The sequence below is a fragment of the Pedobacter fastidiosus genome (genome assembly GCF_014306625.1).
GTDB lineage: Bacteria > Bacteroidota > Bacteroidia > Sphingobacteriales > Sphingobacteriaceae > Pedobacter > Pedobacter fastidiosus.
The window spans coordinates 2,867-17,530 of sequence record NZ_JACRYL010000019.1 but is presented as its reverse complement, the minus strand read 5'-3'; the positions used below and the strand labels follow the sequence as shown (position 1 = coordinate 17,530).

Sequence of the window (14,664 nt, the reverse complement as noted above, 5' to 3'; positions counted from 1 at the left end):
TATCAAAGCCCGTAATGAATACGGGCTTTTTTTATGTTCATTTATGTCTAAACGCTCACAAATTTCTATAACGAAGTTTTCCTTTTCATTGCTGATAATACTCTTTTCCAGTTTTTCTTCTTTTGCTCAAGAAATTGGCATCCTTTCTACAGAGAAACCAATTTATGAAATAGAAAAAAATTACCTTGAAAACAAAACTGATAATATAGCATTAAGGAAATACATTGATGCTAGGCAAAAAGCAGGGATTTATAATAATGCAGAATTGATTGAAGATTATGTTAGTTTGCTCACCATAGATGATTTTAATAATTACCAAACTGTGCTTTTTATACTTGAAGCCGGTCCCTTTACTTATGGAAATGCATATAAATTAGCCTACTCGAATCCCAAGATAGTTGATAGCATATATAAAACAGAGCCATTAAGTAGGCGAATAAAATTAAATATTTCTATTACAAACAATACAATGACTGAAGCTATTAATACCAAAGATATTTATAAAGCGATGTCTGCAGCAGATTTTACAAGAAGAACTTACGGCAACGATTCTTATAATGCTGAGGGTGTTTATATGTATGAAATGTTAAAATACTACCGTGGCGTTCAAGATTCTAGTAATTATCTCAGAAATGCACCCAATTATTATGACCAATATTTAATGAAAATTAGTGTAGATAGCATTAAAAAAATTGAATCTATAAACAATACTAATTTTAACAATAACACAAAAAAATATTTAGAAAACTCGATATCAAATACTTATGCTCTACATCTAAATAATGCTGCGTGGAATTTTTACGAGACTAAAACAAGTAATATAAGTTATTTAACAAAAGCTATTGAGTGGAGCAAAAGGGCGATAGAATTAAAGCCGTTTGCAATCTATTATGATACTTTAGCTCACCTACTTTATAAACTAGGAAAATTTGATGAAGCAATTAAAGCTCAAGAGACAGCATTAAAAAGCCCTTACGAGCCTAAGGATACCAGCATTGAATATTTAAGCGGAGAACTAAAAAAAATAAAAGAAAGAAAACTCTAGGCCTATCATTATCATTACCTCGTAAATTAAATTTTACGAGGTTTTTTTATGCCCTTTAAAAAATCTGAAATGGCATGGTTTTCGTTAACTTAGTATATGCAAAAAGCAATATTTGGGGGTGGGTGCTTTTGGTGCACCGAGGCCGTTTTCCAAACACTTAAAGGGGTAAATAAAGTTATTTCTGGTTATATGGGTGGTACTTTAAAACATCCAACTTATATGGAAATCTGTAATGGCGATACCGGCCATGCTGAAGTTATTCAAATTGATTTCGATGAAAACGTAATTACATTTGATGAATTGTTGCTGATTTTTTTTAAAACACATACTCCTACAACCTTAAATCGCCAGGGCAATGATACGGGCACTCAGTATCGCTCTGTTATTTTTTATGCAAATCTAGACCAAAAAGAACAAGCAGAACAAATGATTGATGATTTAACGAAACAACAGGTTTTCGACAAACCAATTATTACAGAAATTAGTCCTATCTCTGATTTTTACGAAGCAGAAGATTATCACCAAAATTATTTTAATCAAAACCAAGGAAAGCCATATTGTGCATTCGTAATCCAACCTAAGCTGAATAAATTTGCTTCAGATTTTAAAGACAAAATTAAACCCGGACTCTTAGAATAACTAATCTTCGAAAGTAAGTAGAGCATGCTGACTTGAAGTATGTAAATCTCTCCAAACTCTATTAATCTCCGTTTCTTTCCTTGCTGCTTCCAATCCGCAGTAAATAAATAAAGTATCTGCAATTTTTCTAGAAGTATGCGCTAGTTTTCTACTCAAAATACTCACCTCTTTTAGTTTGCTTTCAGAGATAATTCTATTAGTAATGACTTCATCCCACGATTCATCGAAAGCTTTATAAAATTCAGCTTTAATTGATGCTAAATTATTTTTACTCGAATTTAACTCTGTATCAAAAAAAGCAATTTGTTCATCAGTGTATCTCTTTAATCCAGATCTAGAATAAAATGAATTTTCAACGAGTTTAACAAAGTGATTCGCCATTCCTAGATTATTAACCGCCAACGTAGTTTCTGCCAATTGCAAAAATGGATAATCAAAACCCTCATCCGCAATTTCAATTGTATTGTTTATTTTAAATGTTCTATTGCTCGGAACTTCAACATTTATAACATCAAAAGCATGGCTTCCTGTTGCTATTAGACCGAAGTATGACCAACCTGGCAAAATATTTACCTCACTTTTTTTTAGGATAAAGGATTTAACTTCAGGCATTCTTTCCTCATCTAAAATATCCGATCCATCTTCGTTTTTTAAAATGCAGTTGGCGGTAAAAATAGTTGCATGTAAAGCGCCACTTGCGTATTTCCAGTGGCCATTAATTAAATATCCGTTTGCAGTTTTAGTTGCTGTACCGCCAACGGCTCCGCTACCGGCAAAGCAAACTGCTCTATCGGCAAAAATTTCTTTAGCCAATTCCGGATCTAAAAATCCGGCAAACCACCCTGCCCCGGCACATAAGGTCACAGTCCATCCTAAACTTCCATCGGCTTCTGCCAATTCTTCCTCAAGTCTTAAAATTTCTGGGAGCTTTTTTCCTGGGCCACCGTAAATCTTCGGAACGAACAATTTAAACCATTGCTCTTTGTAAGCCAGCTCTAAAATTGCGGGATGAAGTTGTCCCATTTCTTCAGAGGAACCTGCAAATTCGTTTACCTTTTCTTGCCAAGGTTGTATTAATGTCTCTTGCATACTTTTCGCTTTGGGATGATTTTTAATTAACTAATGGCTATTTTCTTATTGATTATTTTTTTCCAATCGAGGTATCCAAAAATGGCAACGACAAACAAAAAGGTAGTTAGGCAACTCATCATGATATATTTTTTATGAATCAACAATGGTATGGCAACAATATTGGAAATGTTCAAGAAGATCCAATTTTCGATTTTTCGTTTCGCTAAAAGCCACATTCCAGCCCAAGCAAAAGCTGAAACGAAAGCATCTGCAAATGGAACATCAGATTTTATAAAATAAATATCGGTTCCATTAATCACAAAATGTTCGGGCAGATTAATTAACGAAACATAAAACACTCCAAATCCAAGAACAGAGATTAATATCGCTATAATCAATTCTTTTTTTGTAGACCAATACACCTCTCTATGGTGGTGATTCTCTTTGTTTTTCCAAATCATCCACCCATATACACTCATAATGAGATAATAGAAGTTAAGAATAATTTCTGCATATAAATTTGCCTTAAAAAGCAAAAACATACCTAGCAAAATGGATACAATTCCTGTTGGATATAACCAGATGTTGTTTTTTTTAGCCAATAAAACTTCGGATACTCCGAAGCCAACGGCAAGCCATTCTATAATGGAAGTGTTTAAAATTTGCTCTTGAAAAAGCCTGAACCAATCTTGAAAATTCATTTACAATCGTTTTGCTTAAAGCGAATAAAATAACTGAAAACTGCTTTCAGGGCGAAACAGTATTGTAAAATCAACCTCTTCCCTACGTCGGCATTATCCGAATCAGGTGCATACTTTAAGAAATTCCAACAACCAGCATTTAAAATTGATACTCTGTATTGGTCATTCCTCAAGGTAATGGGTATAATCTCAGCCAGTTTATTGCAACAGAAATTGCAAATTAACAAGCACCCCTTTGAGTAAGGCAAATATAGAACTATTTTATGTTGCTCGTCTTTTAAAATATCAATGTTATTTATACACGCTACAAAAACCTGTAAATCAGTCGACAGCAAATTGTTAATTGGTATAATTTTCTATATTTAAATTCGAAAAGCAAACAAACTTGAGTCCATACGCTACATTTTATCGATATGATAAAGAAGAAAACCTTAACCTTTATTATTTACACAAAATTTTTGGTCGTATTCTTATGCGTCTTCACTTTAAAATCTATCGCTCAGAATAACCAAACTTTACTCTTTAATCATTTAACACAAGAAGATGGGCTTAGCGATCCAACGGTTAGAGCCTTGCACACTGATCAGGATAATTTTTTGTGGATTGGTACCGAAAATGGTTTGAATAGGTTTGATGGAACTTCATGTATTATTTATAAAGAATCTGCAAGAAACAGATCTAGCTTTCCCGGAAGCTACATTACTAAAATTATTGAAGATAGGAAAGGCGATTTGATTATAGGCTCTCAAAGTAATCTCGTTAAATACAATAAAGCTCAAGATAATTTCAGCTTATACAGTTTCCCAAAAACGGCAGATTTTAAATCCAATTATTATTCATTTCCATTTTATATTGATGCTGAAGAAAATTTATGGGTTTATTTAGCTGGCAATGTGTATAAGTATATTGAGAAACAAAAGAAGCTAAATTATGTAACTACCTATTCTAACGGTTATATTTTTGCACCCATCCCCTACTATAAAAAGCTAAATTGGTTTGTAAGCAGGGGCGTAAAAGGAATTTACATAAATAAAGCTGATGATGTAAAAGAACAAAATGTAAAGGAGTTCTTTATGAATGGGCAAAGTTTAGTAAGCCATATTGAAGACGTTTATATTGCTAATGATAGTTTATTTTGGTTGGCCGGCGAGAAGGGATTGATTAAGCTAAATCCCAAATCAAAAAAATATGAAACCTTTAATACCTATCTCAAAACTAAAAATATTGTTTGTACAGCCTTGGCAAAATATCCGGGTAAACCTTGGCTTTTTGTGGGCACTCGAAATAACGGATTAATGGTTTTTGATTTAGAAACTGAGAAATTCATTAATCAATATGTCCATCAACCTAACAATCCTTTTAGTCTTTCGGCAAATTATGTTAGGCGTATTTATATTGATAAAAAACAAAATCTATTTGTTGCAATAGATGGATATGGCTTAGATTATACAAATTTAAACAAGGTAATTTTCCCAAGATATTTGGGTAAAGAGGAAGCAAAAAACTCGAGCTTTGATAACGACATTAGTTTCATTTTAAAAGATAAGTATGGAAAAATATGGTGTGGCACTAAAACTTCGGGCTTATTAGTTTATAATCAAAACTTAAATAAATCAGTTAGGCATGAGTTCTCAAAAATGGGAATCAGCAAATTGATTGAATTAAACAACAGTGATCTTTTAATCGAACTTGCCACGGGTGCTTTCTTTATTTACAATCAATCGCAAGACAAATTCTTTCCATTAAAAACAATCTTTTCTAAAAATTATGATGGAAAAGTTCAGATTAATCAGATCACAAAAATTGGAAATGATTTTTATGCAGCTACAGAATATGGCGTTGCAAAAGTTGAAATCAGAAATCACAACCAATTAGTTTTTAATATGATTGATGAAATCAATCAATTGCTGAGTTGGCCAAATATTCAACGACTTATTCAAATTTCTGCAACCAAAATATTGGTCCAAACTTTTTATACCAGTATGTATCTGTATAGCCTAAATAATGGAAAATTTAAGTTTGAAAAAGAAATTGGAAGATCGCCATACGCCACAAATGGGAATGTGACCATTGGAGACAAGATTTTTCTAGCCACAACTTCTGGGCTCATAAAGTTTAACATTGCAACCAACAGATTAGATAACCTAAGCATATTTGATGGGAACTGTACAAGTATTTTGGCCGATGGAAATAAAAACTTATGGGTTGGAACGAACAATGGGTTGTATTTCTATGACAACAAAAAGCAAAGCAAAATTCGCTATACTATATCGGATGGTTTACAAAGCATGGTTTTTAACACCAATAGTATTGCGTTAATTGATACAAACCAGATTGCAATTGGTGGAATTAATGGAATAAACATCTTCAATCCGAGCAAGACTAATATTTACAAAAGTGTTGCTCAACCGAAAATTACCGAAATTTTAATAAACGATCAACCTTATACGGCGATAGGAAATCCAATTACAGTAAATAACTTAATATTAAAACACAACCAAAATACCTTAACATTTGCTTTCAGTTCTATGGATTACATCAATCCTAAGCAACGGAAAATTGTTTATAGAATGGTTGGCTACGACAATAAGGAAATTACCGTTTTAGGCAGTAATCGAATTAGGTTCCCGAGCATGCCATCGGGAAATTTCAAACTAGAGTTGTTAGATGTACAGAGCAATTTAAAAACAACGCTCTCCATTACAATCGGATCTCCTTTTTGGAAAAAATGGTGGTTTATTTCTGCAATGGTTATTAGCCTTATTTTGTTATCGGCCTTGATTTTATTTTTGTATTTAAGGTGGATTAAACATCAACAACTTTTACAGTTAAGGCAGATGATTAATTTTCAAAAGGCAGATAGAAAAAGAATTGCAGATGATTTACATGATGATTTGGGGCTGAAACTATCATCATTAAAACATTATTTACTCGCAGGCGATATTAATAAAATGATTGATAGTGGCGAGCTAAGACGGTTATCATCAGAATATATTGATGAAGCTGTTAACGTTTTACGAACTACCTTGATTAATTTAAGCCCGAAAACACTTGATGAAAATGGCCTAATTATCGCCCTGCAGGATTTAACAGAAAACATTAGTAGATTAGAAATTGTAATTATTCATTTTGATCATTCTGGATTTACAACCATTTTAAAAAGCACACAACAGTATGCGCTTTACAGAATTTGCCAAGAGCTAATTAACAACACAATAAAACACTCGGAAGCAAAGAATATTTATATTTCGATTATAAATCGCGATGAAAAGTTAATATTGCTTTATGAAGATGACGGAAAGGGATTTGATTACGAACTGATAAAACGAGGTTATGGGCTATCCAATATAGAAGCACATATTAAGGCTATAAAAGCCGATATTGAAATAGATACTGAAATTGGAAAAGGCGTAGCGGTTACCGTCACCATCAATTTACGGCACAATACAAAATCTAAAATAGATGATTAAAATACTTATTGCGGATGACCATAATATGCTGATTAACGGCCTAAAATTAATTTTAGCCGTACGAAAGGATTTTAATGTCATCGCCTCCGCAAACAATGGAATTGAGGTTATCGAACTGGTTAAAAAGGAAAAACCTGATCTTATTTTATTAGATATTAATATGCCGATGTTAAACGGCTACCAAACCATTAGACTGCTAAAATCAGACTTTCCAGAAATAAATGTGATTGTTTTATCCATGTTAAACGATAAAAGAAGCGTTTGGAATATGCTGGAAGCTGGAGCAAAAGGTTATCTTTTTAAAAACACTGATGATAAGAATCTTTTCAAAGCTATTGATGAAGTAAGCAATGGCAGATATTATGTTACCGAAGATATAGAATCCATTTTAGAAGAATTTTTGCAGAATAACAAAAACCCCGATAAAGGCAATAAACCACAGTTGCTTTCTTCTAGAGAAATAGAGATTGTTAGGTTAATTGTAGACGGCAACACCAATGCACAAATAGCTGATATGCTTTATTTAAGCATTAGAACGGTAGATACGCATCGTAAAAATATCTTCCATAAGTTAAACCTAAACAATGCTGCATCTTTAGTTAAATATGCCTTGGAAAATAAAATTTTCTTGGGATTGGATTAACCAACTAAGAGACTGTAAAGTTCAAAAAATGAAATTGATTTAGTTCATAGAGACACGAACCAAAGCACCAAGTCAACCGTAGTAAGTGTCTTAATGTATAACCTTAAGTAAAATAACGAAGTATTTCTTTTACCAAAAAGAATCTATTTAAGGCTACAAACCTGTAAAATACCGTAAAAAGCGTATTGAAATAACAAATTGCTTTATGTCAATTTGTGTAGATCAATTATCAAAAACATCTTTATTTTTTACCGGATAAGGATAGAGAACTTGATCTAGGAATTAATTGTTACATCGCACATTAATTCCTTTTTAACTAATCAATTTCAACGCTCTATGAAAAAGGTAATTTTACTCTCATTATTTTGTTGGCTCTATTCAACAAAAATTAATGCTCAAACTACACTAACCAGAAGTGTTGTAGGCAGTACCGGCGGTAGCGCACAAGCTGGCAACACACTCATTCAATTCACGGTTGGAGAAGTTGCTGTACTTACACAACAGAGTTCTGCCGTTTTACTTACGCAGGGTTTTCAGCAACCAGAATTTACAATCTCTTCTTTAACTATACCAGCAGTTGGTAATATGCGGGTATATCCAAATCCGGCAGTTGGCAAAACCAAGGTCGATTTCGATTTGCTTACAGATGCAAAAGTTTTAATCAACTTGGTAAATAATGCGGGGCAAATTGTGCATTCTAGTACAGTTACAAGCCTTGCAGGCAAAATAGAATATGTTATCCCTTTGAACGGACTTGCATCAGGCATGTATCACGTTGTGCTCTATGTTAATTTCCGAACATTCTCTGAAAAGTTGGTCATTCAATAAAAGTTAAATTTTACCTACTTAAAATATTTTCATGAAAACGCTTATCAAAATCACATATGCTGTGTTTGTATTGCTTTGCTTTACATTTTACAGTCGGGCTCAAGTTCAAAATCAATATAATACTGTAACCACAGGAGCCTCCTTTTTACTCATCAGCCCTGATGCCCGCAATACAGGCGTTGCAGAAGCTGGAACGGGATTAATGAGTGATGCAAATTCCGGATTTATTAATGGAGCTAAGCTTTCCTTTGCTGATAAAACAGGCCTTAGTGTTTCTTATGTTCCTTGGTTAAGAGAAATCGACAAAAATTTACACTTAGGGAATTTAAGTGCATATCATCAATTTGGAGATCGAGAAACCATCGGATTATCCCTAAAATATCTAGACTTGGGAAGTATTAATTTTAGAGATGAAAGTGGTGGCTTATTACAGCAATATCAGGCAAGCGAATTCTCGATAGATGGAACTTATTCTAGAAAATTTGGTGATGCACTTGCTATCGCCTTAACAGGTAGATACATTAGAAGCGACCTTGGAATGGGCACGTTCAATGGCATGGAAGTAAGTGCGGTTAATGGCTATGCCGCAGATATTAGTGTGTATTCTGAAAAAACTTTAACCAATTCAAGGTACGCATGGGGAGTAAGTTTAACCAATATTGGCACTAAACTTAAATACTCATCTACTCCTGGCGGAGAATCTTTTTTACCCATGAATCTCCGGATTGGTGGTGGCTTTACCCTGCTCAAAAACAAATCAAACAGCTTAACTTTTTTGCTCGATGTAAATAAACTGATGGTGCCTACCCCACCAAGATACAAGTTGGATCCAAATGGCATTACCACAACAGAAATCGAAAAAGGAAAAGATCCAAACAGAAGTGTTCCAAACGCATTATTTTCTTCACTTTTTGATGCACCAGGTGGTTTCAGAGAAGAAATATCAGAATTTACAATTGCCGGTGGTTTAGAGTTCTCCTACCAAAATCAATTTTTTATCCGTTCGGGATATTTTTATGAAGATCCAGAAAAAGGCAACAGACAACATTTCGCAGCGGGGATTGGCTTAAAGTTAAAGCCTTTTCAATTTGATATGAGTTACATCGCTCCTACTTCCAAAAGATATGTACTTAGAAACGGCATCAAGTTCACCTTAAGTTATTCCATTGATTAAAAATATTATACAACCTAATAAACCATCTAAAAAAATGAAAAAATTATTTTTCTTGCTGATGCTGGCAATAGCTGGCATCGCAAACGCGAAGGCTCAGAAATCTACTATTAGCACTTTATTCCCTAATAAAGCAACAGAACTTAAGGTACAAAAACCTAAGGCGCAATCTGTTTCTAAAGACGTTAGTGCGCCTACAAAACAGAGATTGTTTCAAAACTATACGCCACCCGTTCAAAAATCAAATGTTAGCGTAGCTAGAAAAAGTGCTCAAAGCGCAGATAAAATGGCATCGGATCTTGAGCAAAAAACTGATAAAAAAGAGGCTAAAACTGAAGTTAAAATGCCTCCAATGCAACAGGAAGCTAGCAGTAAGCAATAAAATAATTGAACGAATACCTCAACAATTAAAATAATTTAACATGAAAAAGTTTACTTACATACTTACGCTCGCATTCGCATTGTTCTTTGGCAATACCTATGCACAAAGTGGACTAACAGGAATAAACTACCAAGCAGTTGCTCGTAATAACGATGGAACTGTGCTGGCTAAGCAAAATGTAAAAGTTAGAATTTCCATTTTAGGAAGTACAGCTAATGGCCCTGTTCAATATCAAGAAACCCATGATTTGACGACAAATAACTTAGGCCTTTTTACTTTACAAATCGGAAAAGGAAGTCCATCTACAGGTATATTGGCAGGAGTTCCATGGCAAAATGCAAACCAGTTTTTAAAAATTGAATTGGCTATTGGCGGTGGAAGCTTTGCTGATCTTGGTACTACACAACTTATGAGTGTTCCATTTGCACTTTATGCAGCAAATGGAAATCCTGGCCCAATTGGTCCTGCCGGCCCTACGGGACCAGCTGGCGCAATGGGAGTTCAAGGACCTACAGGAGCAACGGGACCTGCAGGGATTCAAGGACCCATAGGCGTAACTGGTCCGGCAGGACCAATTGGCGCTACTGGAGCCGTTGGTCCATTAGGACCCGTAGGGCCAATTGGTGCTACAGGAGTTGCAGGACCCATCGGACCAATTGGGCCCAGTGGTGCACAAGGAACCCAAGGCCCTGTCGGAGCAACCGGCCCAGCAGGACCGATTGGGCCAGTTGGCCCAGCGGGAGCTTTAACAGGGGTTGCTGGTGGAGATTTAACCGGAAACTATCCAAATCCAAATGTAAAAGGCATTCAAAATGTAGCTATTTCAGCAACAGCACCTACTGCAGGTCAGGTTTTAAAATACAACGGAACAACTTGGGCACCAGGATTAGATGCTGGAGGATCTTTAACGCTACCTTACTCAGCAACTGAGAATTTAGCGGGAACACTATTTTCTATTACCAATAATGGCGATGGAACATCCATAGAAGGTGTGAGCAATAGTACCTCAAGCAGTATTGCAGCATTAAGAGGGATAGTTACTTCAACTGCTCCAGGTGGGTTTTCATCCGCCGTGCGAGGAATAAATAGTGGTACAGGTGGTTTGGGTATTGGAGTTTATGGTAGCCAAGGCGGAAGCGGTTGGGGTGTTTATGGAGTTACACCAACAGGCCTTGGCGTTTATGGAAATTCTAGTGGTGCGGGCTATGGTGTGTACGCCAATAGCAATACCGGAACCGGATTAAGTGCAACTTCTACAAATGGCAATGCAGCAAATATATCTATATCAAACAACTCCAATGCAAACGATGTTTTAACTGTAAGCACTTTAGGTAATGGTACTGTAGTTAATGTTTCAACAACAGGTACTGGAGACGGGATATCGTCATCAAGTGGAACAGGTATGGCCGTAAGGGCTACGGCATCGGCTCAGACCTCTGCAGCTGTTTTGGGAACCAATACTGGCGGTGGAGAATCGGTTGTGGGTATTGCTACGAGCGATATTGCTGGTGCTGTAGTTGGGCGTAATAATGGTGGTGGATACGGCGTTCGAGGTTTTATAGCAACAAATACAACAGGAACTGGAGCCGGTATTAGAGGTGAAGTGGGCAACAATAATAGTAAAGGTAAGGCAGGTAGCTTCATTAATACAAATGCAGATAATACTGATGTTAATGTATTAGAAGTACAATCTAATGGTAAGGGAAATATTCCAGATAACACAATTGGAAATGCTGCTTCTTTTGTAATCAATAACACAAATGGTGTTGGCTCGGCTGTTCGTGGCGAGGTAAATTCAATTTTTGGAAACTTTGGAACCGCAGGTATTTTTGGTGTATCATCTGGAACAGGTGGAAGAGCAGGGTTATTTTATGCATCCAATCCTTCAGGAAATGGGGCAGCACTTGTTGCCATAACGGATGGAAATGGTAATGCGATTAATGCAAATGCGGGGAAAAATGGCAACGCTGTTGAAGCGAATGTTGATGGAACCGGAGATGCAGTTTATGGATGGATCCCATCATTCGGTACAGGCCGTGCAGGTCACTTTGAGAACTTTAATATAGATAATGAAACTGAAGCATTAAATGTTTCTACTGTTGGAGATGGTATTGCGGGCAATTTTAAGGTAGATAGAACAACGGGCACTTCTGCTGCGGTAAAAGGTGAAGTAAATTCAATGTTTGCCAATTTTGGCACTGCTGGAATTTATGGGCTTTCATCTGGAACAGGTGGTTTTGGTGGGTTATTTTATTCTTCAAATGCCTCAGGAACAGGACCAGCATTAATTGCCTTAACAGAAGGAAACGGAAATGGTATCACAGCCAATGCTGGTAAAAACGGAAATGGCGTTGAAGCCAATTGTGATGGAACAGGAAATGCAATTTATGGCTGGACACCTAATTTTGGTGGTGGTAAAGCCGCACGTTTTGCCAATTTTAATACAGCCAATGGAAACCCTACAGTTCATGTTACTACTGTTGGTACTGGTAATGCCCTACTAATTAATCATTCTGGAGCATCGGGCAATCTATTTGTTGGCCAGGATAATGGTACTAGTGTCGCTAGAATTAATCTTGCTGGAAAAGGATTTTTTAATGGGGGCACTCAAGCAAGTGGGGCCGACGTTGCCGAGGCATTTGATGTACATGGCGAAGCTAAAGACTTTGAACCAGGAGATATTTTAGTAATCTCCACAGAAAAAGATAGAGCAGTAGAAAAATCTACAGGTGCTTATTCTAACCTTGTGGCAGGTGTTTATGCAACTAAGCCAGGTCTTTTATTAACGGAGGAAAACATAGATTCTGAGCTTTTGGGCAAAGTGCCAATGGGTGTTATCGGCGTTATTCCTACCAAAGTCTGTTTGGAAGGTGGCGCAATTAAACGAGGTGATATGCTGGTTACTTCTTCGCAAAGCGGAGTAGCCATGAAAGCCGATTTGAATAAAGTTAAAGTTGGCCAAGTTTTGGGAAAAGCATTACAAGATTTTGATCTACCAACCGTAGCAAAAATAAATGTTTTAGTTAGCGTAAAATAGTATTTGCTCTATAAACAAAAATGCTGCTTAAAATAATTTTAAGCAGCATTTTTGTTTTAGAACAATCCTAATTGCCCTTTATCGTCTATATCAATATCATCGGGATTGGTAATTTCAAAATCGACCTTTTTAATTGGTTTTTCTTCCTGTTTTGGCTTATCTATTTTTTCCGGTTTTGGTTCTTCTTTCTTAATTGGTTTAGAAGTTTGTTTTTCCTCAATAGGTTTTTCTGCAACTGCTTCAATAGTTTTTTCGGATTCGGCAACAGGCTTGATTACAACCTGATCAACTTTAACTTCTGGTTGTTTAACTACCGATTCTTTTACAACCTCTTCCGATTTTGTAATCTCCTTTGGTTCTTCTTCTGCACTTACATCTGCTTCGTTGGTATCATCTCCACCCTCTTCTGTTAGATCTGATTCTTCTTCCAATTCAGTTTCCTGAGTTTCTTCCACTTCTTCTACAGGTTCCTCTAAAACTACCTTCTGAACATCATGAGGAGACAAACGATTGCCATTTGCCTTTAAACCTTTAACATCAATCAACTCAGTCAAAATTAAATCTAGTGTTTCTGGAATTTGAGTTTTCCCTTTTAAAACATCTACAATAACTTTTGCACTTGGATTTGCCGTTAGATACAATAATCTAGATTTAGGCTCTTCACTAATAAAGATAACTTTCCGTCCAACGGATTGTTGTTCAAATACAAAACGTTTAATAAAGTAATTCTGTGCTTTGCCATCAAAATGAACCGCTGCAAAAACCTTTTCTGGATCAAACTTTTGAATTAAAATCAAGCCATCATCAAAGTGATTACTTAATTCGAAAGAACTTAGTTCGTAATATCCATCTTTATGAACTTGCAAAATCCGATCATCGCCGTCAAACTCACCCAAATACTTCCCTCTTCCATCAACGTTTAGGCGTTTAAGTAAATCATCGTACCAAATTTTTAATCCTGATAAGGTAGAAACACCTTTACTTTTAAGGATGATTTTCTTGACTGGATATTTGGAAATAATATTCCCCTGAGATCCACGACCCTTAATTGCAACTTCAGCAAAATCCTGATCAAACTGCAACTTACGCAATTTAGAATGAGGTTTTAACGAGACATTTACAATTTCAGCCTCACCATTCGGGTTGGCAGTAAAATATAAAATCTTCGACCCTTTTGATCCTTTAGTTAAATCATATTCCTTATCTCGAGTAACGCCTACAACCGCAAAACGCTTGATGTAAGACGTACCGCTAGTACCATCTTTGTACACCAAATTGTAGATTGTACGTTCGTCGTTTTTCTTAAAAACTTGGGCATGGATAATTCCTTTGCCAACAAAAGTTTTATCTGCAACCTTTGTAATGATGCATTTTCCATCTTCACGGAAAACAATAATTTCATCAATATCGGAGCAATCTGCAACAAACTCATCTTTACGTAAACCCGAACCGATAAAACCATCTTCCCGGTTCATGTACAATTTAACGTTAGCCAATGCTACTTTAGAAGCTTCAACACGATCAAACAAACGGATTTCGGTTTTGCGCTCGCGACCTTTGCTGTACTTATCTTTCAATCGCTGAAACCATGCCGTTGCATATTCTGTTAAATGTCTTAGGTGATTTTTAACCACCTTGATTTCATCTTCCAAGTTTTTCATTTGTTCATCGGCCTTT

The 14,664-nt window shown here is 35.9% G+C and carries 10 protein-coding genes and 1 pseudogene; 8 read left to right on the top strand and 3 right to left on the bottom strand.

Going from position 1 to position 14,664, the window contains the following annotated elements; genetic code table 11:
• Positions 1 to 43 precede the first annotated feature (43 nt).
• Together H7U22_RS18055 and msrA are read left to right on the top strand one after the other, a co-directional pair.
• On the top strand, positions 44 to 1,045 hold the full coding sequence (locus H7U22_RS18055) for a hypothetical protein (RefSeq protein ID WP_187072745.1): 1,002 nt from the start codon (positions 44 to 46) through the stop codon (positions 1,043 to 1,045).
• A 96-nt stretch (positions 1,046 to 1,141) separates the two neighbouring features.
• A complete protein-coding gene (msrA, locus tag H7U22_RS18050; RefSeq protein ID WP_187072744.1) occupies positions 1,142 to 1,684 on the top strand; it encodes a peptide-methionine (S)-S-oxide reductase MsrA in 543 nt (180 codons plus the stop codon).
• On the opposite strand, the gene H7U22_RS18045 is transcribed toward msrA, so the two are convergent.
• On the bottom strand, positions 1,685 to 2,773 hold the full coding sequence (locus H7U22_RS18045; RefSeq protein WP_187072743.1) for an acyl-CoA dehydrogenase family protein: 1,089 nt from the start codon (positions 2,771 to 2,773) through the stop codon (positions 1,685 to 1,687).
• Positions 2,774 to 2,799: 26 nt separating this feature from the next.
• Positions 2,800 to 3,456, bottom strand: coding sequence for a nicotinamide riboside transporter PnuC (gene pnuC, locus H7U22_RS18040; protein WP_187072742.1), 657 nt, complete (start codon positions 3,454 to 3,456; stop codon positions 2,800 to 2,802).
• 413 nt (positions 3,457 to 3,869) lie between these two features.
• Here pnuC and H7U22_RS18035 point away from each other — a divergent pair, with 413 nt between their 5' ends.
• The 6 genes from H7U22_RS18035 (at position 3,870) to H7U22_RS23430 (ending at position 12,987) form a co-directional block, all read left to right on the top strand.
• Positions 3,870 to 6,926 carry a ligand-binding sensor domain-containing protein gene (locus H7U22_RS18035; protein WP_187072741.1) on the top strand — a complete coding sequence of 1,019 codons (3,057 nt, stop codon included), beginning with the start codon at positions 3,870 to 3,872 and terminating at the stop codon, positions 6,924 to 6,926.
• Positions 6,919 to 7,569, top strand: a complete 651-nt coding sequence (locus tag H7U22_RS18030) for a response regulator (RefSeq protein ID WP_187072740.1) — start codon at positions 6,919 to 6,921, stop codon at positions 7,567 to 7,569. Before H7U22_RS18035 ends, H7U22_RS18030 begins: the two co-directional genes overlap by 8 nt.
• Before the next feature lie 336 nt (positions 7,570 to 7,905).
• Positions 7,906 to 8,397 (top strand): T9SS type A sorting domain-containing protein, encoded by a 492-nt coding sequence (locus H7U22_RS18025; RefSeq protein WP_187072739.1) that lies wholly within the window; start codon positions 7,906 to 7,908, stop codon positions 8,395 to 8,397.
• Positions 8,398 to 8,428: 31 nt separating this feature from the next.
• On the top strand, positions 8,429 to 9,571 hold the full coding sequence (gene porV, locus H7U22_RS18020) for a type IX secretion system outer membrane channel protein PorV (RefSeq protein ID WP_187072738.1): 1,143 nt from the start codon (positions 8,429 to 8,431) through the stop codon (positions 9,569 to 9,571).
• A gap of 34 nt (positions 9,572 to 9,605) precedes the next feature.
• Complete coding sequence (locus H7U22_RS18015) at positions 9,606 to 9,950, top strand: hypothetical protein (protein ID WP_187072737.1); 345 nt, start codon at positions 9,606 to 9,608, stop codon at positions 9,948 to 9,950.
• A 40-nt stretch (positions 9,951 to 9,990) separates the two neighbouring features.
• The gene (locus H7U22_RS23430; RefSeq protein ID WP_222621897.1) at positions 9,991 to 12,987 is read left to right on the top strand and encodes a collagen-like protein; all 2,997 of its coding nucleotides are present in this window, start codon (positions 9,991 to 9,993) and stop codon (positions 12,985 to 12,987) included.
• 56 nt (positions 12,988 to 13,043) lie between these two features.
• Here H7U22_RS23430 and H7U22_RS23175 read toward each other — a convergent pair.
• Positions 13,044 to 14,664 (bottom strand): annotated as a pseudogene (locus H7U22_RS23175) (DNA gyrase/topoisomerase IV subunit A); the annotation flags it as partial.